17 protein-coding genes are annotated in these 22,429 nt (G+C 67.0%); 14 read left to right on the top strand and 3 right to left on the bottom strand.

The window, feature by feature from the left end:
• Nucleotides 1–20: 20 nt before the first annotated feature.
• The 8 genes from AC5P5X_RS03790 to AC5P5X_RS03755 all read left to right on the top strand — a co-directional run bounded on the left by AC5P5X_RS03790 (nt 21) and on the right by AC5P5X_RS03755 (nt 9,413).
• The gene (locus AC5P5X_RS03790) at nt 21–3,143 is read left to right on the top strand and encodes a TonB-dependent receptor (RefSeq protein WP_111189714.1); all 3,123 of its coding nucleotides are present in this window, start codon (nt 21–23) and stop codon (nt 3,141–3,143) included.
• Nucleotides 3,144–3,196: 53 nt separating this feature from the next.
• Nucleotides 3,197–3,961, top strand: coding sequence for a Slam-dependent surface lipoprotein (locus AC5P5X_RS03785; RefSeq protein WP_024956511.1), 765 nt, complete (start codon nt 3,197–3,199; stop codon nt 3,959–3,961).
• Between the two features lie 90 nt (nt 3,962–4,051).
• Nucleotides 4,052–5,506: a surface lipoprotein assembly modifier gene (locus tag AC5P5X_RS03780; RefSeq protein WP_495215903.1), complete on the top strand. Its 1,455-nt coding sequence runs from the start codon at nt 4,052–4,054 to the stop codon at nt 5,504–5,506.
• A gap of 135 nt (nt 5,507–5,641) precedes the next feature.
• Nucleotides 5,642–6,046 (top strand): response regulator, encoded by a 405-nt coding sequence (locus tag AC5P5X_RS03775; RefSeq protein WP_024956513.1) that lies wholly within the window; start codon nt 5,642–5,644, stop codon nt 6,044–6,046.
• A gap of 9 nt (nt 6,047–6,055) precedes the next feature.
• Entirely contained in the window at nt 6,056–7,651 is a 1,596-nt protein-coding gene (locus AC5P5X_RS03770) for a sensor histidine kinase (RefSeq protein WP_005409859.1), read from the top strand.
• A gap of 70 nt (nt 7,652–7,721) precedes the next feature.
• The gene (locus tag AC5P5X_RS03765) at nt 7,722–8,063 is read left to right on the top strand and encodes a type II toxin-antitoxin system prevent-host-death family antitoxin (protein ID WP_005413623.1); all 342 of its coding nucleotides are present in this window, start codon (nt 7,722–7,724) and stop codon (nt 8,061–8,063) included.
• A 3-nt stretch (nt 8,064–8,066) separates the two neighbouring features.
• A complete protein-coding gene (locus tag AC5P5X_RS03760) occupies nt 8,067–8,693 on the top strand; it encodes an ATPase (RefSeq protein ID WP_065183960.1) in 627 nt (208 codons plus the stop codon).
• 105 nt (nt 8,694–8,798) lie between these two features.
• Nucleotides 8,799–9,413, top strand: coding sequence for a hypothetical protein (locus tag AC5P5X_RS03755; RefSeq protein ID WP_111189716.1), 615 nt, complete (start codon nt 8,799–8,801; stop codon nt 9,411–9,413).
• 84 nt (nt 9,414–9,497) lie between these two features.
• On the opposite strand, the gene proP is transcribed toward AC5P5X_RS03755, so the two are convergent.
• Nucleotides 9,498–10,985, bottom strand: a complete 1,488-nt coding sequence (proP, locus tag AC5P5X_RS03750) for a glycine betaine/L-proline transporter ProP (protein ID WP_111189717.1) — start codon at nt 10,983–10,985, stop codon at nt 9,498–9,500.
• A 480-nt stretch (nt 10,986–11,465) separates the two neighbouring features.
• Between proP and AC5P5X_RS03745 the strand changes: the two genes are divergently transcribed.
• From AC5P5X_RS03745 to AC5P5X_RS03735, 3 genes are all read left to right on the top strand, one after another.
• On the top strand, nt 11,466–11,882 hold the full coding sequence (locus tag AC5P5X_RS03745; RefSeq protein ID WP_111189718.1) for a host attachment family protein: 417 nt from the start codon (nt 11,466–11,468) through the stop codon (nt 11,880–11,882).
• Nucleotides 11,883–11,887: 5 nt separating this feature from the next.
• Entirely contained in the window at nt 11,888–12,211 is a 324-nt protein-coding gene (locus AC5P5X_RS03740) for a thioredoxin family protein (protein WP_012480421.1), read from the top strand.
• A 96-nt stretch (nt 12,212–12,307) separates the two neighbouring features.
• Nucleotides 12,308–14,659, top strand: a complete 2,352-nt coding sequence (locus AC5P5X_RS03735; protein WP_012480420.1) for a GH92 family glycosyl hydrolase — start codon at nt 12,308–12,310, stop codon at nt 14,657–14,659.
• Nucleotides 14,660–14,734: 75 nt separating this feature from the next.
• Here AC5P5X_RS03735 and AC5P5X_RS03730 read toward each other — a convergent pair whose 3' ends face one another.
• Together AC5P5X_RS03730 and AC5P5X_RS03725 are read right to left on the bottom strand one after the other, a co-directional pair.
• A complete protein-coding gene (locus tag AC5P5X_RS03730) occupies nt 14,735–16,117 on the bottom strand; it encodes a sensor histidine kinase (protein ID WP_099561434.1) in 1,383 nt (460 codons plus the stop codon).
• The gene (locus AC5P5X_RS03725; protein ID WP_005413615.1) at nt 16,110–16,784 is read right to left on the bottom strand and encodes a response regulator; all 675 of its coding nucleotides are present in this window, start codon (nt 16,782–16,784) and stop codon (nt 16,110–16,112) included. The genes AC5P5X_RS03730 and AC5P5X_RS03725 overlap by 8 nt, the downstream gene beginning before the upstream one ends.
• A gap of 62 nt (nt 16,785–16,846) precedes the next feature.
• On the opposite strand from AC5P5X_RS03725, the gene AC5P5X_RS03720 reads away from it, so the two are divergent.
• From AC5P5X_RS03720 to AC5P5X_RS03710, 3 genes are read left to right on the top strand one after another with little or no spacing between them, the layout of a single operon-like run.
• The gene (locus tag AC5P5X_RS03720) at nt 16,847–18,094 is read left to right on the top strand and encodes a TolC family protein (RefSeq protein ID WP_111189719.1); all 1,248 of its coding nucleotides are present in this window, start codon (nt 16,847–16,849) and stop codon (nt 18,092–18,094) included.
• On the top strand, nt 18,091–19,263 hold the full coding sequence (locus AC5P5X_RS03715) for an efflux RND transporter periplasmic adaptor subunit (protein ID WP_005413613.1): 1,173 nt from the start codon (nt 18,091–18,093) through the stop codon (nt 19,261–19,263). Before AC5P5X_RS03720 ends, AC5P5X_RS03715 begins: the two co-directional genes overlap by 4 nt.
• Entirely contained in the window at nt 19,260–22,337 is a 3,078-nt protein-coding gene (locus tag AC5P5X_RS03710) for an efflux RND transporter permease subunit (protein ID WP_111189720.1), read from the top strand. The genes AC5P5X_RS03715 and AC5P5X_RS03710 overlap by 4 nt, the downstream gene beginning before the upstream one ends.
• Nucleotides 22,338–22,429 lie beyond the last annotated feature (92 nt).

The following is a 22,429-nucleotide window of genomic DNA, read 5'->3' as shown; positions in this document are numbered from 1 at the left end:
CGCTTGAGGAGTTCCCGTCCATGCCGTCCACGGCATCCGCCTGTCATCGTCGCGCCACCGCTCTGGCCCTGGCTGTTTCCACCGCATTGCTGCCGCTGGCCTGGGTGCCGGCCGTGCAGGCGCAGCCGGCGATCGTCGCGCCGGTGCGGCAGTACACCATTCCGGAGCAGCCGCTGGCTGATGCCGTACGCGCCTTTGGCCGCCAGGCCGATGTGCAGGTGGTGTTCCGCAGCGACCTGGTGGAAGGCCGCCGCTCCAGCGCAGTGAAGGGTGAGTACAGCCAGATGCAGGCGCTGCGGCAGCTGTTGCGCGGCAGCGGCGTGCGTGCACAGCGCGGCATGGACGGTACCTGGAGCCTGCGGGCCGCAGCGGAGGCGGATGAGGGCGAAGGGGTGCGGGTGACCGAAACACTGGACGTGGCCGGTCGCCTTCAGTCGGAAGGGGGGGAGGCCCGCGATCGGCGTGGCTACGACGATGTGTTCGCGCTGGACCTGACCACGGCGTATTCGGGGCGCGACCGGGTGGAGCGTTACCGAGGCTCCAATCCGGCCGACGTGGTCAAGGATCTGGTCGGCGTGTTCAGTGGCGATGCGCGCAACAGCGGCGCGCTGGACGTCAACATCCGTGGCATCCAGGGGCCCGGGCGGGTGCCGGTCAGCATCGACGGCGGCGAACAGGCGCTCACGGTCTGGCGTGGCTACAACGGCGTCAGCAATCGCAACTACATCGATCCCAACCTGATTGGTGGCATCCAGGTCATCAAGGGGCCAGGGCTGGTGCGCGATGTGCACAGCGGGATCGGTGGCGCGCTGGTGATCAAGACCATCGACGTCGATGACATCGTCGCTGCCGGCGAGCGCTTCGGCGGGGAGCTGAAGATCGAAGGCAGCAGCAATGCGGTGGCACCGCGCCTGCCGCGGCTGCACACCGGCGAGGATTACCGCACCGTGCCGGGTTTCCCGCAGGGCTCGCCGAACTCACCCTACGACGACCGCACCCTGGTGGTGCCGGTGAAGTCGCGCAGTGGCAACAATCCCTTCGATGGCGAGGACCAGGCCTGGCGCCTGGCGCTGGGCGTGCGTGGCGACAACGTCGACCTGATGGCCGCCTACGCCTGGCGCAAGCGCGGCAACTACTTCTCCGGGACCCAGGGCAGCGCCTACTACGAACAGGACCAGCGGGAGCAGTTCGAGTACCAGGGCATCGACTACATCACCACGCTGGCGCGCTACTTCAAGCCCGGCGATGAAGTGCCCAATACCTCCAGCGAACAGGAGTCCTGGCTGGTCAAAGGCAGCTGGCAGATCAACGATGACCAGCAGTTGAAGGCGACCTGGCGGCGCACGCTGTCGCACTACGGCGAGATCATGCCGTCTCGCATCCTGTCGGCCCCCGACTACGGCCGCATCCAGTGGCCGCTCAGCCGGGTCGATTCGGATGCGTGGAACCTGGAATACCGTTTCCAGCCCGCCGGCAGTCGTTGGCTGGACCTGTACGCCAACCTGTGGCGCACGGAAACGGAAAGCGATACCTACAGCGCTGGCGGCTTCCCGAACTTCGCAGTGGGTAATCCGGCATGGAATCCGGACGCCAGCCCGATCCTGCGCAATACCGCGCTGGCCAACGCGCGCAATGACCGCACCGGCCTGATCCTGAGCAACCGCTTCGCCCTGCATTCGACCCTGGACCTGACCGTGGGCGGCAACTGGCAGTACGAGAAGCTGGGGTCCCGCGATCCGTACTTCGGCACCACCGATGGCTGGCGCATGTTCCCGCGCGCCGGGCGCCGCCAAGAGGGTGAAGGCTACCTGACCCTGGAGTGGCGGCCGGTCGACTTCCTCACCCTCAATGCAGGCGTGCGCTACAGCCGCTACTGGGCCTTCGACGATTTCCTCGAGGCGCACCCCGAGCTGCTCACCAAGGGCGTAGGTGGCAAGGAAGCGCAGTACACCGTGAACGAATTGCCGCCCCGTCCCGCCAATCTGCAGGCCCGCATCGACGCGTTGGAAGCACGCCGCGCCGTATGGGAAAAGCGCGGCATGGGCTGGTTCATCGATGACAGCATCCGTGCGTTGCTGGCACCGTACGAAACGCCGCGTCCGGTCAGGTACACGCGGCCCTGGCTGCCCGATGCCGATGGCAACTACACCCGCGCCGGCAATCCCTGCCTCAATGGCGAAGTGGCGGCCATTCCCGGCGTGCATCCGGTGTTCGCCGGCAGCGACCAGGTCTGCAACATCGGCAACAGCGTACAGTCGCAGCCGGTCGATGGACGCAACAGCCGCCGCCGCGACCATGCCTGGCTGCCGACCTTCTCGGCCACTGCACACCTGTCCCCGGCCGCCCGTGCCTACGTGCGTTACAGCGAAGCGGTGCGCTTCCCGAGCATGTTCGAAAGCACCATCGCCTTCTCCGGCAGCCTCAATCCGCTGCATGCGCTCAAGCCCGAGCACGCCTACAACTACGAGGTGGGCTACGTGCACAACCTGTCGGCCCTGTTCGGCAACACCGCCGATGCCGACGTCAAGCTGGCGTACTACGTGCACAAGACCCGTGACGTGATCGAACGCGATGGCAACTTCCTGTTCGACAACATCGACAAGCAGACCATCCGTGGTATCGAACTGCAGGCCCGCTTCGACAACCGGCGCTTCTTCACCGATCTGGGCATCACCCGCACGCTGGAAAACGAGGTGTGTGACGAGAGCACGGCGGTGCTCCTGGACGCGAACCGCGGCCTGGTTCCGAACTGCGTGCAGGATGGTTTCGTCGGTGGCTACCTGCTGACCCAGGCCATTCCCAGGCTGTCGATCAACGGGTCGCTGGGCACGCGCCTGTTCGATGAGCGCCTGGAGCTGGGCAGCCGCATCGTGCACTACCAGCGGCACGAGAACCCTGACCTGCAGGCCTACCGTGACCGCCTGCTGAGCGGCGGCAGCGGCCTGCTCTGGCAGAACGTGCCGTTCACCTGGGGAAACATCACCACCGTCGATGCCTATGCGCGCTGGCGCTTCAACGAGCATGCCAGCGTCGAACTGGTCGGCAGCAACCTCGGCAACCGCTACTACGTCGATCCAGCCACGCGGTCCACGCTGCCAGCCCCGGGTCGCACCCTGAAGCTCGGCGTCACCGCGCGCTTCTGATCTCCCATCTTCAAGCGTTGTACCCGTAGTTCCCTCAACCAAGGAGCAATACCATGAAAATGATCTCCCGTTCGGTGCTCGCCGTTGCCGCCTCGCTGGCTCTGGTCGGTGCCGCGCATGCTGCCGATATCGTCGGTGCCGCCAGTGCCAGGACCGATGCCGAGCTGTACGTGGCGGTTGGCGAATCGCAGGTCAATGGCGGCCCGCACCGCGCTGGCAAGGCCGGCATCGGTGTCGGTACCGTGTCCCAGGCCAAGCCGGTGGACTTCCAGGGCCTGAGCGCCTACTCGGCACCCACCACCGTCAATGGCGTGACGGTACGTACCCTGGCCATGCCGATCACCGGCGCACCGGGCAGCCACGCCGGCATGGGCCACTTCAACTTCGTCAAGGTCGGCAGTGGTGATGTCTGGTTTGGCGAATGGTCCAAGGATGGCGCCGCCGGTGGCTTCAACAACCGCCAGGTCTACTTCGTTGGCGACCGCGCCGGCACCACGCTGCCCGCCGGCGTGGCGTCCTACACCGTGGCCGGCCTGAACAAGTTCAACGGCAGCAACCTGCTGAGCGGCACCTTCGACGCCGACTTCGGCGCCGGCACCCTGGATGGTGCGCTGTCCGGCAATGGCCTGACCCTGGCCATCGTTGCCAACATCAACAGTGCCGATGCATCGTTCGCCGGTTCGGCCAACGTCAATGGCAGCGTCAACGGCACCACCCAGGGCCAGTTCTTCGGCGCCAACGCCGCCACCCTGGCCGGCATCGCCACCTTCGCCGGCAACAGCCAGTACGACACCGCCTTCGGCGGCAGCAAGAACTGATTGCCACGCCCCTGACGGGGCAGGGCAGGGACAAGCCGCGATCCGCCAGTCCCTGCTTCGGCCCGCTGCATGCACCGCCACGGATCGACCATGCGCCATCCCATCTTCCTTGTGATCCTGTTGCTGGCGGCTGCCGATGTGCGCGCCCAGCAGGATGATCTTCGTCGTGTGCTGGAGCAGGGCAGCGAGCTGCGCCACCAGCAGCAGGACCAGCAGCGCCTGCAGCAGGCCGAGTCGGCGCGACCGACCATCACCATCGACGGCCAGACCCTGCGCGTGGAGCGCACGGTCGACGATCTGGGCCAGGCGCTGTACCTGTCGCTGCAGCATCAGCAATGGGGCGCAGCGCAGCGCTTCCTGGACGAATACATCGAACTGCCCGGCCACGACCCGTTGCTGCGCCACTACGCGCAGGGCGGCCTGGCGCGGGTGGCCGGCAATCACCACCGCGCGGCCAACGAGTACGAAGCACTGCTGGCGGCGCAGCCGGATTTCCTGCCGGCCCGCCTTGAGCTTGCACGTGTCCATGCCGAGGACCAGCGCGACCGCGATGCGGAGGCGTTGTTCACGGCCATCGCCGGTGGCATCAATGCCGACGACCCCACTACCGCAGGTGTACGCGGTCGGGTGGACGCCTACCTGGCCGCACTGCAGGCGCGCAGGCGTTGGAAAGGAGCGCTGGCAGCCGGCCCGGCATGGAGCGACAACATCAACCGCAGCTCGGCCAGCCGCACCTGCCTGTTCGGAGTGGGCGACACCTGCATCATCCAGCGCAATCTTCCCGATGCCCAGCGCGCCATGGGCCTGGACTACGACGGCAACCTGGAGCGTCGCTGGGCACTGGCCGGTCATCACGGCGTCTATGTGCGCGGGCTTGCGTTCGGCCAGGCATGGCGCGGGCACAGCGCCTACAACGAGCTCAATGCGAGCGTGCAGGCGGGCTATAGCTGGCGCAGCGCTCGGCATACCCTGCAGATCGCGCCGAGCTATGACTACCAGGGCCTGGGCAACCGGGCCCTGCAGGGCGGCAGCGGGCTGCATGGCGAATGGCAATATGCATTGGACGCGCGCAGCCTGCTCAGGCTGGAGGCCGACTGGAAGCGCCAGCGCTATCGCCAGCGCGGCCTGGCCAGCAATTACGACGGTGAGCTGGCCGCGGTGTATGCCACCTGGTTCCGTGCGCTCAACCCGCGCTGGACCCTCTTTGCCGGGCTGGACCTGAGTGACAGCCGCGCCGCCAATCCGGCCAACGGTTACCGCCAGCGTGGACTGCGCCTGGGGGCGGCGCGCCAGTGGACGGGCACCACCGCCACCGTGTTCGTGTCGTTGCGCGAGCGCGACTACGAGGCGTGGAGCCCGCTGCTGGAGGCGCGGCGTGAGGACAGCGAACAGAACCTGATTGCTGTCGTGCGCAGCATGCACCTGGCGGTGGCCGGGCTGGTGCCCAGCCTGAGCCTGCGCTACGCGCGCATCGACAGCAACGTCGGCTGGCTGTACAGCCACGACCGCAGCCTGCTCAGCCTGAAATGGGAACGGGCCTTCTGAACGCGCCGCTGCGCTGCACGGTGAACGCGCCGTGGCCGCGATCTTCATTCATCATCACGCGCTCTTGTAGCCCGTTTCGCGCATCCTTGGGCTGTTGCGGCAGAGCTGGGCCGCGTGTATCGAGGAGCGCCGGTCGTGCTGGAAGCGGGCAACAAACCAGAGGGCCTGAAAGGGCTGCGTGTACTGGTGGCGGAGGATGAATTCGCCATCGCGATGTTTCTGGTCGACTATCTGGAGCTGAAAGGCGCACAGGTGGTGGGGCCTGCCGGTGACCTGCAGGCGCTGGGGCGGCTGGTCGATACCCATCCCATCGATGTGGCATTGCTGGACATCAACCTGGGCGGTGAGCAGGTCTATCCGCTGGCCGATCGGCTGGCCGAGACGGGTATCCCCTTCCTGCTGACCTCCGGTTACGACGACAACCTGCCCAGCCGCTTTGCCAGCGCGCCGCGCTGTACCAAGCCTTATCACATCGAAGCGCTGGTGCAGCAGCTGGCCGCGCTGGTGGCGGCGCCGCAGGTCTCTGCGGGCATTGCCTGATTGCGCGGCATGTCGCGCCGTCCTGAAGACATCCACGCCGCCAAGCTGCGTGGCCAGATGCCACCTGCACCGCAGCTGCATGTGCGCCACGATGGCATGGCCGCGCGCATCGCCCGCCACGACTGGTCATCCACGCCGTTGGGTGCCTGCGAACAGTGGCCGCCCCACCTGCGCGCCACCGTCGACCTGATGCTGGCCCATGGTTTCCCGATGATCGTGCTGTGGGGTGAGCAGCTGGTGCAGCTCTACAACGATGGCTATGCCGAGATTCTGGCCGACAAGCATCCCGGCGGGCTCGGCCAGCCGACCCGCGAGTGCTGGCCCGAGGTCTGGCATATCAATGGGCCCATCTACCAGCGCGTCTGGCAGGGCGAAACCATCACCTACGAGGACAAACTCTATCCCCTGGCGCGCCGCGGGCGGTTGGAGGATGTCTGGTTCACCATTACCTACAGCCCGATCCGTGGCGAGGAAGGGCGCATCAACGGCGTGCTCGTGACCATGTTCGAGACCACAGCGGCGCATGTGGCCCAATCGGCACGCGAGCGCGAAGAGCAGAAGCGGCGGGAGGCGGACCGGCGCCTGGCATTGGCCTTCAAGGTGCTGCCGGTGGGCGTCTGCATTGTCGACACCGAGGGGCGCCTGCAGCTGTCCAACGACCAGATGCGTGCCTACCTGCCCAGCGGCAAGGTGCCCTCCACGGATGAGGTGAACCTGCATCGCTGGCGTGGCTGGCATGCGGACGGCAGCGCCATCGGGCCGGAGGATTTCGCCATCGCCCGTGCGATGCGCGGCGAGACCGTGGTGCCGGGGCTGGAGTTCCAGTATCTGCATGACGATGGGCGCGCGCGCTGGACCCGGGTCGCGGCCGCGCCCCTGCGCGATGGCGACGGTGAGGTCAGCGGCGTATTTGCCATCGCCGTGGACATCGACGATCTCAAGCGTGCCACCGAGCGCCAGTCTGTATTGCTGGCCGAACTGCAGCACCGGGTGCGCAACATCATGTCCACCATCCATGCCATTGCCTGGCGGACCCGCGAGTCGGTCAGCAGCGTGGATGAATACGCTGAAAGGTTGTGCGGGCGACTGATGTCGCTGGCGCGCACGCAGAGCCTGCTGACCCGCGGCGCCAATGCCGGGGTCTGCCTGCGTGGCATGCTCGATGAGGAGATCGCGGCGCAGACGCCGGCAGCGGCGGCCTACCGCCTGCAGGGCGAGGATGTGCTGCTGCCGCCGAAGGCGGCCGAAGTACTGTCCCTGGCGATCCACGAGCTGGCGAGCAATGCCCTGCGGCATGGCGCACTGACCCATGAGGATGGCCGGATCGAGGTGACCTGGGATCTGCAGGTTCAGGCCGGCCAGCCATGGCTGGGCCTGCACTGGTGCGAGCGCCATGCCGAAGTGGAGGACTGGGAGCAGCCCCGGCAGCGTGGCCTTGGCCGGGCGCTGATCGAGCAGCGCGTGCCCTACGAACTCGCCGGCAGCGGCGAGCTGCGCTTTGGCCCGCAGGGCCTGGACGCCTGGATCCGCTTTCCGCTGCGCGAGCGAGACAGCCTGCTGCAGACTGATGCTCCCGGCGCGGCGGCGGGCGGTTCCGGCAGGTAAAAGTCCATTTATTCCCAATTGGGCCAAATTGGGCATAATGGCCTCAACTGTCCCCGTCTGGAGCCGTGCCATGACCCTGCCGCTGGATCTGCCTGGCCTCGAAAAGGCCCCCGCGTCGTCGGTGAAGACCCGTGGCTGGCCGAGCCTGATGCGCACCGTGCGCGAGAAGCAGGCGCTGGTCATCACCAACCACAACCACCCCGAAGCGGTGATCGTGGACATCCGCACCTACCAGGAACTGCTGGCCAAGGCCGCTGGCGGCGATGCCGGTGAGCGCAGCGAAGAACTGCTGCGCCTGCGCGGTGAGTTTGACCAGACCCTGGCCAGCCTGCAGCGCGGGGAGGGGCTGGGCAAGGTGCTGGGCCAGCCGATCCGCCGCGGTCGCAAGGTCACCCTCGGCCGTCCGCTCTGACCGATGGGGCGGATCCTGGTGCTTGCCGGCGTCAATGGCGCCGGCAAGAGTTCGCTGCTGGGTACCTGGCTGGAAGCCGAAGGGCTGGGCTGGTTCAACCCAGATTCGTTCACCCGGCGCCTGGTGGAGGCCGGCTGGCCGCTGCCCGATGCCAATGCGGAGGCCTGGCAGGAAGGCACCCGCCGCCTGCGCCAGGCCATGGCTGATGGCACGGACTTCGCCTTCGAGACCACGCTGGGCGGCAACACCATTCCAAGCCTGCTGCGCGAGGCCTGTGAGCAGCATCATGTGGCGGTATGGTTCTGCGGCCTGTCCAGCGTCGAGCTGCACATCGCCCGCGTCGCTGCGCGGGTAGCGGCCGGTGGCCACGATATTCCGGTGGAGAAGATCCACGCCCGCTTCGATTCGGCGCGCGAGAACCTGCTGGACCTGCTGCCACACCTGGCCGAGCTGCATGTCTACGACAACAGCGCTCCCGCCGACGCCGACGGCTGCGTCGAGCCGCTGCCGGTGCTGGCAATGGCGCATGGCCAGCTGCAGTACCCGGTCTCGGTGGCCGAGCTGCTGCATACGCCGGATTGGGCCAAGCCCATCGTGATGCGTGCGATGGAATTGAACACCTCGGATTAGAGCCACGCCATATGTGGATACCTTTCACACATCGCGCGAAACCGCGCCGTGTACGACTGCCACCGGAGCTGCGGTTAGACTGACCGCACACTCAAGGAGGATGACATGCACGGACCTGCGACGTTCCGCTTCAGTTCTATCTGCCTGGTGCTTGCCGCGCTCGCGCTGTCCTGCATGCCGACGATGGCCGCGTCGCCTGCAGCCAAGCGACCATCGCCGCCCAGCCTGGTGCAGGCCTTCCACGCCGCCGAAGCCAACCTGCGGCTGATTCCCGGCGGCGACATTGAATCCGGCTTCCGCCCGGTTTGGACCGCTGTTGCCGATCTCGATGGTGATGGCCGTGCCGAGGTCGTGTATTTCTACACGTCCGACTATTCCGGCGGCAGCTTCGCCCAAAGCAACGTTGTTGCGGTGATGACGGCGCTGACGGCAAACGATCCGCGCGGCCGGGAGAACCCGGACAGCCTGTCGCCGGTGGAAGCAGAGGACTATGCCGCCATCCGCAGGTATGGCTATGCTGACGACGCGGCTGAACAGATTCCAGGCGCCATCCGTGCCATCCGCATCCAGGGTGATCGCATCGTTGTCGATTTCACTGTCAGTGCCGGCGCGACGGTCTGCGAATGGAAGAGCCCGAACCGCCACGTCTGTCCGCCGGACGGAAACTACACATGGACGCTGCGTTGGACGCCGGGGAAGCTGACTCACATCAGGAAATAGCGCCAGGGAGTGCCGGGCGTATTCGCCCGGCGCCACTGGCCCCGTAGGTCCACGCCAAGCGGGGACCGCGTTCTGCGGCCAGCCTCAGGCCGGCTTCACCTGCTCAGGCTCCGCAGCCTCCGGCAGTGGTGGCAGACTCGGGTCCACCGTTACCGGCACATCGCTCTTCAACAACGCAGCGGCTTCCCTGTCGCTGCCCACTGCCGGCGGTGAGCCACGCAGCGGCAGGCCGGCGGTCTCCTTCACGAACAGCATGGTCACCAGCCCGATCACCGCCGCGCCCATCAGGTAATAGGCCGGCACCAGCGGGTCGCCGGTACGTTCCACCAGCCACGCGCTCACCAGTGGCGTGGTGCCACCGAACAGCGACACCGACACGTTGAATGCGATCGACAGCGCGCTGTAGCGCACCGGCGTATAGAACAGCGCCGGCAGCGTGGACGGCATCGAACTGGTGAAGCACACCAGTGCCAGGCCCAGCAGCATCAGGCCAAGGAAGATCAGCCCGTCGTTGCCGCTGCCGACCAGCAGCAGGCACGGAATCGCCAGCACCAGCAGCGCGATGCAGGCACCAATGATCATCGGTCGGCGGCCCAGCCTGTCACTGAACAACCCACCGACGATGTTCAACGGCATCATCACCAGCATCACGATGATGATCAGCAGCAGGCCCTTGCTCTCGGCATAGCCCATGGTGACGCTGAGGTAGCTGGGCATGTAGGTCAGCAGCATGTAGTCGGTGACGTTGAACACCAGCACCAGGCCCATGCACACCAGCAGTTGGCGACCATGCACCTGGAACAGTGCGCCCAGCCCCGGCCGGTCGTGCTCGCGCTTCTCGGCTTCTTCGGCGAACGCGCGGAACGCCGGGGTTTCCTCCAGCTTCATGCGCATGTACAGGCCGAGCAGGCCCAACGGGCCGGCCACCAGGAATGGAATGCGCCAGCCCCAGTCCAGCATCTGCTCGCTGCTCAGCAGCATGTGCAGCGCAGTGACGGTACCGGCGCCTGCGATGTAGCCGCCCAGCGTGCCGAACTCCAGCCAGCTGCCCATCAACCCACGGTTGCGGTCGGTGGAATACTCGGCGATGAAGGTGGCCGCACCGCCGTACTCGCCACCGGTGGAGAAGCCCTGCACCACGCGCGCCAGCAGCAACAGCACCGGCGCCCAGATGCCGATGCGCTCGTAGGAAGGAATCAGGCCGATCGCAAACGTGCCCAGCGCCATCAGGATCATGGTGAACGCCAGCACTTTCTGGCGCCCATAACGGTCGCCGAGCGGGCCGAACACAAGGCCGCCGAGCGGACGCACCAGGAACGCCACGGTAAAGGTGGCGAAGGCAGCGATCACCTGCGCGGTGGGGTTGCTGGACGGGAAGAACACCTGGCCGATGGTGACGGCCAGGTAGCCGTAGACACCGAAGTCGAACCACTCCATGGCATTGCCCAGTGCGGCGGCACCGACGGCGCGCTTGAGCATGGGCGTGTCGACGACGGTGATCTCATCGACCTTCAGGTGGCGGCGGCGCTTGAACCAGCCGAAATGGGCATGTGCCTCGGGTGTGTCCTGCATGGGGGCTCCCTGGGAGGTTTGAAATGGAGAAAACGGCCGCATGCGTGGATGCACGCGCACGGCGTGGCACCGCCGTTTCGGCGGAAGCACGGCAACGGGATCACGACGGCCGCGCGGTCAGCGGCCGGGAGTCACAGCGATGCGGGGGATGCAGGCGAAGTGCCTGCGGGCGTCATCCGCCAGGATCCAGCGCGAGGCGATGGATGGGCGGAGCAGGAACATGCGTGGCAAGCGGAGCGCCGGTCGGCAGTGCTTTCCACGTAACAGGTGCGCCCGTCACGTAGTGGGTCGTGTCGATCATCCGTTCATCATAACGGCACGCGCGTGAGCGTGCAGCGAAGCGCAGGTGTCTGCACGCTGTGTTCCATGATGCCTGTTCATCTGCAAAGCAATGATGACGTGCGTTGAACGGAATCTGGTCGTGCTGCTCACATGCCGCCCTCTACGTTGTGGGCGAACGCAACAGAGAAGGAGCATCGCATGACCCGTCGCATTCCCGAAGGTACGCTTGTGGTTGTCGCCGATGGCGGTTCGGCCCGTGTATTCACCAATGTCGGCAGCGAGCACCAGCTGGCCTTGAAGCAGGAAGGCGAACTGCGCCTGCAGGACATCAGCGAGCAGGGTGTATCCGGGCAGGGGCCTGCGGGTGCAGTGCCGAAGGACATGTCGGTATCCCAGCTCAACGAGGCGACGTTCGCCAAGCAGGTGGCGGAACAGCTCAATGAGGATGCGTTGAAGAACCGCTATGCACACCTGGTGTTGATCGCTGATCCGACCACGCTGGGACGCATCCGTCCGCTGCTGCACAAAGAAACCCAGGCCCGCCTGCTGGGCGACATCGCCAAGGACCTGACCAACGCGCCGTTGGCGGATATCCAGAAGGCGCTGGCGGCGTAGCGCGGATGCCATTCATGCGCGATCACCTGTCGGCGGAGCCCGACCGCTTGGATGTGGAGGCGCAGGTCGGCTGGCTGCTTCTCGAGTTTGGCGCGCCCTGGTGTGGCCACTGCCAGGCCGCGCAGCCCGCGTTGCAGGCCTTTGTCGAAGCGAACGATCTGCCGCACTGGAAGATCGAGGATGGCAAGGGCAGGCCCCTGGGCCGAGCGTTCAAAGTGAAGCTGTGGCCGACGGTGGTGCTGCTGCACGATGGAGACGAGGTCGCGCGGGTAGTGAGGCCGCTGGACAGCGCGGACCTCATGTCATTGCAGGGCGCGCTTCCCGATTGAGGAGTGAACCGGGCGCAGCACGCGGGGCAGTCGCACTGCAGCATGCGGCGTGACAGGCCCGGTGCTAGCATCCGGCTATCACCTGAATCGATCCAAATGCCGATGCCCACGCTGGACCGTCGTCTCCTGATCGCTGTCGCCGCCACGGCGATGCTCGCTTCCGGCCTGGCTTCGGCCGCGCCTGCCAGAACCGCCGCCGACAAGGCCTATGCATCGGTGGACCCGTTCATCGGCACCGGTGGGGAAGGTCACACCTATCCGGGTGCGACGGTACCGTTCGGCATGGTCCAGCTCAGCCCGGATACGCGTATCCAGCCGCGCGAGAAGGCCTACGGTTGGGCGGCCGGCTACCGCTACGACGACAGCAGCATCGTCGGCTTCTCGCACACCCATTTTTCCGGCACTGGCCATTCCGATCTGGGCGACATCCTGCTGATGCCGTTCACCGGCAGTCCCGGCCTGGAGCGTGGCGATCCCGAGAAGCCGCGCAGCGGCTATGCCTCCCGCTTCCGCCATGATGACGAGAAAGCGGAGCCGGGCTACTACGCGGTCACGTTGGACGATTACAAGGTGCGTGCCGAGCTGACCACCAGTACCCGCGTGGGCGTGCATCGCTATGCGTTCCCCAAGGGCACCGACGCCAAGGTGCTGCTGGACATGCGCACCAGCATGTACGACTACCCGGGCAAGGTGTTGTGGTCGCGGGTGCGGGTGCGTGCCGACGGCACGGTGACCGGCTTCCGCGAGACGCGCGGCTGGGCGCCGGGCCGCCAGCTGTATTTCGCGATGCGCTTCTCGCGCCCGCTGGCCGGGCATGAGCTGCACAACACCGAGCAGGACATCGTCTACAAGGGCTTCCCGCCGCCGGGCGAGAAGGATCCGTCCCAGCGCGCACAGATCGAGGGCCGTCAGCTGGTCGGTACCTTCGCATTCGGCAAGCTGGACGCACCGCTGGTGGTCAAGGTTGCCATCTCGCCGGTCAGCGAGGCCGGCGCCATTGCCAACCTCGACGCGGAAGTGGCCGACTTCGATTTCGACCGCGTGCGTGCGCAGGCGAAACAGGAATGGACGCAGGCGCTGTCGGTGCTCGACATCGATGCACCCGAGCACGCTCGCCGCAGCGCCTATACCGCGCTGTACCACACACTGTTGGGGCCGACGCTGTTCATGGATGCCGATGGCCAGTATCGCGGTTCGGACAATGCCGTGCACAAGGCCGATGGTTTCACGAATTATTCGACTTTCTCGCTGTGGGATACCTACCGTGCGTTGCACCCGTTGCTGACCCTGGTGCAGCCGGAGAAGCGCAACAGCGACTTCGTCAATTCGATGCTGGCCCACCATGAGCACAGCCCCTACGGCATGCTGCCGGTGTGGTCGTTCCATGGCCTGGAAGACTGGTGCATGATCGGCTACCACGCCGTGCCGGTGATCGCCGACGCCTACGTGAAGGGCATTCGTGGCTTCGACGCCGACAAGGCGCTGAAGGCGATGGTCGAGACCGCCAATTACGGCCCCTATGACGGTATCGCACAGTACCGCGAGCTGGGCTACGTACCGATCGACGAGGAAGGTGAAGCGGCCAGCAAGACGCTGGAATACGCCTTCGATGACTGGACCATCGCACGCATGGCGCAGGCGATGGGCAAGGGCGATATCGCGGCGACCTTCGACAAGCGCGCGGCCAACTGGCGCAATGCGTTCGACAAGGACACCGGCTTCATGCGCGCACGCAAGCGCGACGGCAGTTTCCGCACCCCGTTCGACCCCAGCGCCAGCGGCTACGGAACCGACTACACCGAGGGCAACGCTTGGCAGTATTCCTGGTATGTGCCGCAGGACGTGGCCGGGCTGGCGGCAGCGCACGGTGGCAGCGACAAGCTGCTCGCGCGCTTGGACGAGGTGTTCAACGCCAAGGTGGATCCGTCCATCTTCGAGCACATGGAAGACATCACCGGGCTGATCGGCTGGTACGCACATGGCAACGAACCCAGCCACCATGTGGCCTACCTGTACTCGTACGCTGGCCAGCCGTGGCGCACCCAGGCGCGCCTGAAGCAGATCATGGACACCCAGTACGCCGACCGTCCGGATGGCTTGGCCGGCAACGATGACGTCGGCCAGATGTCGGCGTGGTATGTGTTCACCGCGCTGGGCTTCTACCCGGTGGCACCGGGCTCGGGCGAGTACATCCTGGGTCGCCCGTTCCTGCCGAAGACCGCGATGCGCCTGCCCAACGGCAAGACGTTCACCATCGTGGCCGATGGCCTGGATGACAGGCACACCTATGTGGGCAGCGTGAGCCTCAACGGCAAGCCGCTGCAGCGCACCTTCCTGCGCCACGACGAGATCCTGGCCGGTGGCGAGCTGCGCTTCAGCATGCAGGCCGAGCCGAACAAGGACTGGCCGGGGCAGGGCGCGCAGGCGCCGTACTCGATGAGCCGGTGATGCGGGGCGGCGCCGTCCTGCCGCCGCCATTGCCCCGCACCTGGTAGGTGCCAACCTTGGTTGGCACGCGGGAGGTCAGCGGAAACGGAACCGCAACCCCACCCGCGCGCCACCGATCGGGGCGGTATCAATCATCAGGATCGCGCCATGTCGCTGCGCGATCTCGGCCACAATCGCCAACCCCAGCCCGCAGCCATCGCCTTCGCTGCTGGCCCGGTAGAAGCGTTCCGTGACGCGCGTGCGTTCGGCTTCGGCAATGCCGGCGCCGTCATCGTCAACCCATGCCTGCACGCCTTCGGCCTCCTGCCGAACGCCGAGGGTGATTACGCCGGGCACGGCACCGTAGCGCAGCGCGTTGTCCAGCAGGTTGCCCAACGCTTCGCGCAGCAGCTGCGGATCGCCCTGCACCTGCACGCCGTCGTCTGGCCCCTCGTAGCCCAGGTCAACGCCCGCCGCCAACGCACGGTCGGCGTAGCGCTCCACCACCCCGCGTGCCAACGCAGCCAGGTCCATCGGTTGCAGTGGCAGTGCGCTGCCATGCGGATCTTCCGAGCGGCTGAGCATCAGCAGCTGGTTGACCAGATGCTGCAAGCGGGCCAGCCCGGCCAGCGTGCCGGACAGCGCCAGCTGCTGGGCCTGCGGGTCGTGCTGGCGCAATGAACTCTCCAGCTCCACCTGCATCGCTGCCAGCGGTGTGCGCAGCTGGTGCGCGGCATTGCTGACAAAGCGCCGCTGCGCATCCTGCATCGCATCCAGACGCTGCAGCAGCGCGTTGTAGGCCTCTACCGCCGGCCAAAGTTCGCGCGGCGCCTCCTGCGCGGGGTCCAACGGTGCCAACGGATCCGGCCGCGGGCTGGCCAGCTTCCGCGCAACCAGGTTGGCATGGCGAGCGGCAGCGCCTGTACCGGACCAGGCCAGCCACGCCGCCAGTGCCAGGATCGCGGCCTGGAAGGGAACGCTGGTCAGCAGCAGCTTGCGCTCCAGCCGGTGGCGTTTGCGAAGCGTCTCAGCCACGCGCAGCCGGATGTCATGGCCCGGTCCGGCGCTGACCACCACCTCGACCATGCGCACGGCCTGACCACGCACACGTGCATCGTAGTAGATGGCGTCGTCATCATTTCCCGCTGCGATTGCGGGGCGGGGCAGGGCTTCGGGCAGGTCGCCATACAGACGCCCACCCTCGGCATCGACCACCTCGCCATGCACTTCGTCGGCGGTGTCCCAGCTGAACATGCGCGAGACGGCTGGGGTGATCTCGATCGAAGCGCGACCATCCTGCACCGTCACCAGTTCGGACAACGACATCGCTGAATCCAGCAGCCAGCGGTCGTAGACCTGGCCGGCATAGAACCGGGCCAGCGCAAATGAACCCACTGCGCTGCACAGCAGCAGCACCAGCAGCGGCAGCCACAGGCGCCTGAGCAGCAGGCCACGCAGGCTGTGCACGCGCTCAGTCACCCACGGCCTCCAGCCGGTATCCAAGCCCACGCAGCATGCGGATGCCGACGCCGGCGCGCGCCTGTTCCAGTTTGCGGCGCAGGCGGCTGACATGCACCTCGATCACCGACAGGTTGGCCTCGTGGTCCCAGCTGTACAGCGCATCGAACAAGCGCTGCTTGGTAACCGTGCGGCCGGGATGCTGCATCAGTGCCTCGACCAGCGACAGCTCGCGCGCGGTCAACTCGATGCGCTGGCCTTCAACCTGCACTTCATTGCGGATGCTGTCGAAGCACAACCGGCCCAATCGCTTCTGCGCCGGTGCATCGCTGCGGCGGCGCGACAGTGCACGCAGGCGGGCTTCCAGCTCACCGAGTGCGAACGGCTTGGCCAGGTAATCGTCGCCACCGCGGTCGAGGCCGAGGATGCGGTCCTCCACACCATCGCGTGCGGTCAGGATCAGCACCGGCAGGGTGGCGCCGTCGTTGCGCAGGCGCGAGAGCAGGTCCAGGCCATCGACGTCGGGCAATGAAAGGTCCAGCACCATCACGTCATACGGTGCGCTGGCCAATGCCGCCGGCGCGTGCAGTCCACGCGAGAGGTGGTCGCACAGATGACCGGCACCCTGCAGGGCGCGGATCAGTCCATCGGCCAGAGCGGCGTCGTCTTCGATCAGCAGGATTCGCATTGCAAGCTTCGTGCAAGGTTGGGGCAAGTTTGGCGCAAGTGCATCACCTTACCGTGACGTGCATGAATTTCTCCTCTCGTCTTGCGGCCGTGCTGGCCACGCTTCTGTGCGCGCCTGCGGCTTCGGCGCTGTCCCTGCAGGAAGCGCAGCGCGCAATGGAAGCACACAACCCGGACCTGCGCGCGGCGGCACTGGAGCTGCGCGGTGTGCAGGGCGATGCGCAGACGGCGGCATTGCGCCCGGCCACCGAGCTGTCGATCGGCACCAGCAAGATCAGCCCCAAGCATGGTATCGGCCCTGGGCGCTGGCAGGACAAGCGGGTGGACAGCACCGTGGGCCTGGGCTGGACCTGGGAACGTGGTGGCAAGCGCGCACTGCGCATCCGCCAGGCCGACGCGCTGCTGGAAGTGGCCGGGCTGGAGATGCTCGATGCGCGGCGTCGCCAGCAGGTGGCGCTGCATGAAACCTATTTCGGCCTGAAGGGCGCCCAGGAGCGGGCGCGGATTGCTGATGCCAACCGGCAGAGTTCGGCCGAGCAGATGGCGGCGGCGGACAAGCAGGTCGCGACAGGGGCGATGGCACCGGTGGATCGCGCGCGGCTGGCGGTGGACGATCTCGCCGTAGCCGACGCGGCGCGCGAGGCGGCCCTGGATCTGCGCGATGCACGGCATGCGCTGGGGCTGCTGCTCGGCCGCGACGACAGCCATGACCTCAGCGCCGATGATCCGTGGCCAGACCCCGCGGGCAGGGTGGATACGCGTGCGTTCGACCCGCAGCAGCGTGCCGATCTGCGCGCGGCACGTTCGCGCCTGGCCGCGGCCGACGCCGGTGTGGCACTGGCGCGCAGTGAGCGCCATCGCGACATCCAGCTGGGTGTGGAGGCCGAGCGCGAGCCGACCGACATCAGCGGCGTCACCTGGGGTGTGTCATTGACCATTCCGCTCGGTGGCCCGTCACGTGCACGCGGCGCGATCCAGCGTGCCGAGGCCGACCGTGACAGCGCCGCGCTGGAGCTGCAGGTACTGCAGCGCGAAGCACGCGCCGAGCTGGACCACCTGCAGGCCAGCGCGCAGTCCGCCGCACGGCGCCGCAGCGACTATGAGGGACTGCAGTCCGACGCCGCACGCAAGGCGGTGCAGGGCATCGAACTGGCGTACCGGCGCGGCGCCGCCAGCCTGACCGATCTGCTGGATGCGCGCCGCAGCTGGCGCGACTTCGAGGCCGCGCTGATCGATGCGCGCGTCGACCATGCCATTGCCCTGGCGCGCTGGGAAGCGGCCACATCCGTTGCTGAAGGAGAGTCCCGATGAAGTCCCCCGTCGCCCATCGCCCGCGGGCGCGACACGGCGTGCTGCCGGCCTTGCTGGCGCTGGCCCTGCTGGTCGGCTGCGGCCGTGAGCCGGCGTCCTACACTGAGGATGCGCCGCAGATCAGTGCCGGCCAGATCCAGTTTCCTGCCGGCAGCCGCCAGCTGGACGTGCTGCGCAGCGAGGCGGTGACCGCCGGCGCCAGCGCCAGCCTGCAGCTGCCGGGCCGGGTGGTCTGGGACGAGACCCGTTCCAGTGCACTGCGCACGCCGTTGCCGGGGCAGGTGGCGCGCATCGAGGCGCAGCCGGGCCAGAAAGTGAAGGCCGGCCAATTGATTGCCTGGATCACCTCGCCCGAGTTCGGCCAGGCCCAGGCGGAGGGCGTGCGTGGCCGCGCCGAGCTGCAGCAGGCGCGCAAGGAGCTGGAGCGCACCCGCGAGCTGCATGCGGCGGGTGTGGCGTCGGGCCGCGAACTGGACGAGGCCGAGGCCAACTTCGCCGGCAGCCAGGCCGATCATGCGCGTGCAACCGCCTTCGCCAAGGCATATGGCAACGGCCAGCGCGTCGACCAGCGCCTGCCGCTGCGCGCGCCCATTGATGGCGTGCTGGTGGAGCGGCGGATGAGCCCGGGCATGGCGGTCAGCCCGGACAGCGAACAGCCATTGGCGGTGATTGGCGATCCGGACCGCCTGTGGTTGCTGCTGGATGTTCCCGAGAGCCTGGCCGGACGCATGAAGGCGGGCATGCAGGTGAGCGTACCTGGTGCCGATGGCCAACTGCTGCAGGCGACCCTGCAGCACGTGGATGACTTCGTCGACAGCGAACGGCGCGTGGTGCAGGCGCGCGCCGAGCTGGACAACCGCACACGCGGCTTCAAGGCGGGGCAGTACGTGCGCGCCCAGGTGGCGTTGCCGGCCGACGGCGGTGTCTCGCTGCCCGATGCGGCCGTGCTGCTGATCGAAGGCAAGCAGGTGGTGTTCGTGGAGGAGGACAAGGGACGCTACGTGCGCCATGCCGTGCATGCCGAGGAACTGGGCGATGGCCGGCTGTGGGTGCGTGACGGCCTGGCGGTTGGCAGCAGGGTGGTGGTCGAGGGCGGCCTGCTGTTGCAGCAGCTGGTCGACAGCGCGCCAGCCGCCGCCAGCGCCGGCACGGGGCACGCCGCGCCATGATCGATCGCCTGATTGCCTATTGCCTGCGCCAGCCCTTGATGGTGATGCTGGCGCTGCTGTTGTTCATCGGCGCTGGCATTGCCGCGTTCCGCGTGCTGCCAGTCGAGGCCTTTCCGGATGTGTCCGATACACAGGTGACAGTGGTATCGCTGCACCCCGGGCGCGCGGCCGAAGAGGTGGAACGCGAAGTGACGATGCCGCTGGAAGTGGCCTTGTCCGGCATTCCGCATTCGGTGCGGGTGTTCTCGCATACCCAGTTCGGCCTGTCGATGATCATCCTGACCTTCGACGACAAGGCCGACGACTATTTCGCGCGCCAGCAGGTGCTGGAGCGCCTGCAGGGCGTGGAGCTGCCGGAAGGGGTGACCCCGGAACTGGAGGCGATGAGCTCGGCGGTAGGCGAGATCTACCGCTATGTGCTGAAAGGCCCGCACATGACGCCAACCCAGCTGCGCACCGTGCAGGAATGGACGATGGAGCGCAGTCTGCGCACCGTACCCGGGGTGGCCGATGTGATCAGCTTCGGCGGCTTCGCGCGCACGTTCCAGGTCAAGCCGGACCTGGACAAGCTCCGCGACCGCGGCATCAGCCTGGGTGAATTCGCCGAGGCCCTGGAAAAGGGCAGCTCGAATGCGGGCGGCGGCTACGTCGAGCGTGGCCAGCAGCAGTTCCTGATCCGCGGTGTGGGCCTGATGCGTTCGCCGTCCGACATCGGCAACGTGGTGGTGGCGCAGCGCGGGGGCACGCCAATCCTGGTGCGTGACCTGGCCGGCATCGCCGACACCGGCCTGCCCCGGCAGGGCCTGGTCGGCCAGGACGGCAATGACGATGCGGTGTTCGGCATGGTGCTGATGCGCAAGGGCGAGAATCCGTCCGACGTGCTCGACGCCCTGCATGCGCGCATCGCCGAGATCGAGGCCAACCAGCTGCCGCACGGGGTCAGCATCGAGCCGTTCTACGACCGCTCGTGGCTGGTCTCGACCACGCTGAAAACCGTCTTCAGCAACCTGCTTGAAGGCGCGGTGCTGGTGTTCCTGGTGCTGTGGCTGTTCCTGTACAACGCCCGCGCCGCACTGATCGTGGCGGCGATGATGCCGCTTGCGCTGCTGTCGACCTTCCTTGGCCTGCACCTGTGGGGCGTGCCGGCCAACCTGCTGTCGTTGGGTGCGATGGACTTCGGCATCATCATCGACGGCGCGGTGATCGTGACCGAGCACATCGTCTCGCGATTGTCGAAGCTGCCCCCTGCGGCCGACCGGAAGACACGGTTCTCGACCATTCTTTCAGCCGCATCGGAAGTGGGGCGGCCGACGTTTTTTTCGATGTTGATCATCATCGCCGCACACATCCCGATCTTCACCCTGCAGCGCCAGGAAGGCCGCATGTTCGCGCCGATGGCGTACTCGGTGACCTCGGCCCTGATCGGTGCGTTGATCCTGGCGCTGACCGTGGTGCCGTTGTTCTGCTACTGGTGGCTGCGGCGCGACCGCATGCGCGACGGCAATCCGCTGATGGACCGCCTGACCGGCTGGTACCGGCCGATCCTGGAGCGCGCTCTGGCCCGCCCGCGTGCGGTGGTACTGACCGCGGTCGCGCTGCTGGCCGGCACGCTCGCGCTGGGCACCCGGCTGGGTTCGGAGTTCCTGCCGGAGCTGGACGAGGGCTCGATCTGGCTGACCGCCACGCTTGACCCCAGCACCAGCCTGGCCGAGGCGCAGCAGCAGTCGCGGCGCATCCGTGAGCTGGTCGGCACCTTCCCGCAGGTATCGACGGTGGTGGCCAAGCTGGGGCGCCCCGAAGACGGCTCCGATGCCAAGGGCGCCAACCAGATCGAGGCGCTGGTGGCGTTGAAGCCGGAGAAGGAATGGCCGAAGGGGGTGGACAAGCGGCAGCTGGTCAGCGACCTGCAGCGCACGCTGGAGCAGCGCATTCCAGGGCCGGAGTTCTCGATCTCGCAGCCGGTGCGCGACAACATCCTGGAGAGCATCTCGCAGATCAAGGGCCAGGTGGTGATCAAGGTCAGTGGCTCGGATCTGGACGTGTTGAACCAGCAGGCGCAGGCAATCCTCGGACAGGTACGTGGCGTAGAGGGCGTAGAGAGTGCCTTCATCGACCGTGACGGCTCACTGCCGCAGCTGCAGATCGAGATCGACCGCGACCGTGCTGCGCGCTATGGCTTGAACGTGCGCGACATCGACGAGGTGATCGAGACCGCACTGGGCGGGCGCCAGGTCGGCGAGTTGTGGGAGGGTGACCGCAGGTTCCCGATCACGCTGCGCCTGGACGATGCCGACCGTGACCTGCAACGGCTGCGCACGGTGCCGGTCGGCATCGGCGATGGCCACACGGTGACGTTGTCCGAGGTGGCCGACTTCCGCATGGCCAGCGGCGCGATCAACATCTCGCGCGAGAACGCACAGCGGGTCAAGGCGGTGAGCATCTTCATCGCCGGGCGTGACATGGGTAGCGTGGTGGCCGACATGCGCAAGCGCGTGGATGCCAGCGTGCAGTTGCCGGAAGGCTACCGGCTGGAATGGTCCGGGGAGTTCGAGAACCAGCAACGTGCGATGAAACGGCTGGGCTGGGTGATCCCGCTGTCGGTGCTGATCATCTTCGTGTTGCTGTTCGATGCCTTCAAGGACATCAGCAGCGCCGCGCTGATCCTGGCCAACGTGCCACTGGCGATGATCGGCGGCATTCTCGCCCTGTGGTTGACTGGGATTCCACTGTCGGTGTCGGCGGCGATCGGCTTCATCGCGTTGTTCGGGCAGGCGGTCTTGAACGGGGTGGTGATGCTCAGCCGCTTCGCCCAGCTGCGCGAGCAGGGCATGGACCTGCTGCAGTCGGTGGTGCAGGGCTCGCTGCAGCGCCTGCGCACGGTGCTGATGACCGCACTGCTGGCGATGTTCGGCCTGCTGCCGATGGCGACCTCGCATGCCATTGGCGCCGAGACCCAGAAGCCGCTGGCGGTGGTGGTGATCGGTGGCCTGCTGTCGGCGATGCTGCTGACCCTGCTGGTACTGCCCACGCTGTACTACTGGGTGCATCACCGCCGCGAGGCCCGCACGGGCTGACGGCGATATCCGGCTCTCCGCCCGGTAGAGGCCAACCTTGGTTGGCAGACGGCGAAGCGCCCACCAAGGTGGGCGACTACCGGTGTGCGATG

The sequence above is a fragment of the Stenotrophomonas sp. YJH_SMC_91 genome, from assembly GCF_059368495.1.
Note: the sequence above shows the minus strand (reverse complement) of the source record. Positions and strands in the feature narration are given on the sequence as shown.

What these genes read in the sequence shown, in the direction of transcription:
- AC5P5X_RS03745 (WP_111189718.1), top strand. Translation starts at nt 11,466, where the DNA reads ATGACCCGTCGCATTCCCGAAGGTACGCTTGTGGTTGTCGCCGATGGC.
- AC5P5X_RS03725 (WP_005413615.1), bottom strand. Translation starts at nt 16,784, where the DNA reads ATGCGAATCCTGCTGATCGAAGACGACGCCGCTCTGGCCGATGGACTG.
- proP (WP_111189717.1), bottom strand. Translation starts at nt 10,985, where the DNA reads ATGCAGGACACACCCGAGGCACATGCCCATTTCGGCTGGTTCAAGCGC.
- AC5P5X_RS03765 (WP_005413623.1), top strand. Translation starts at nt 7,722, where the DNA reads ATGACCCTGCCGCTGGATCTGCCTGGCCTCGAAAAGGCCCCCGCGTCG.
- AC5P5X_RS03710 (WP_111189720.1), top strand. Translation starts at nt 19,260, where the DNA reads ATGATCGATCGCCTGATTGCCTATTGCCTGCGCCAGCCCTTGATGGTG.
- AC5P5X_RS03780 (WP_495215903.1), top strand. Translation starts at nt 4,052, where the DNA reads ATGCGCCATCCCATCTTCCTTGTGATCCTGTTGCTGGCGGCTGCCGAT.
- AC5P5X_RS03770 (WP_005409859.1), top strand. Translation starts at nt 6,056, where the DNA reads ATGTCGCGCCGTCCTGAAGACATCCACGCCGCCAAGCTGCGTGGCCAG.
- AC5P5X_RS03790 (WP_111189714.1), top strand. Translation starts at nt 21, where the DNA reads ATGCCGTCCACGGCATCCGCCTGTCATCGTCGCGCCACCGCTCTGGCC.
- AC5P5X_RS03760 (WP_065183960.1), top strand. Translation starts at nt 8,067, where the DNA reads ATGGGGCGGATCCTGGTGCTTGCCGGCGTCAATGGCGCCGGCAAGAGT.
- AC5P5X_RS03755 (WP_111189716.1), top strand. Translation starts at nt 8,799, where the DNA reads ATGCACGGACCTGCGACGTTCCGCTTCAGTTCTATCTGCCTGGTGCTT.
- AC5P5X_RS03740 (WP_012480421.1), top strand. Translation starts at nt 11,888, where the DNA reads ATGCCATTCATGCGCGATCACCTGTCGGCGGAGCCCGACCGCTTGGAT.
- AC5P5X_RS03720 (WP_111189719.1), top strand. Translation starts at nt 16,847, where the DNA reads ATGAATTTCTCCTCTCGTCTTGCGGCCGTGCTGGCCACGCTTCTGTGC.
- AC5P5X_RS03735 (WP_012480420.1), top strand. Translation starts at nt 12,308, where the DNA reads ATGCCGATGCCCACGCTGGACCGTCGTCTCCTGATCGCTGTCGCCGCC.
- AC5P5X_RS03785 (WP_024956511.1), top strand. Translation starts at nt 3,197, where the DNA reads ATGAAAATGATCTCCCGTTCGGTGCTCGCCGTTGCCGCCTCGCTGGCT.
- AC5P5X_RS03715 (WP_005413613.1), top strand. Translation starts at nt 18,091, where the DNA reads ATGAAGTCCCCCGTCGCCCATCGCCCGCGGGCGCGACACGGCGTGCTG.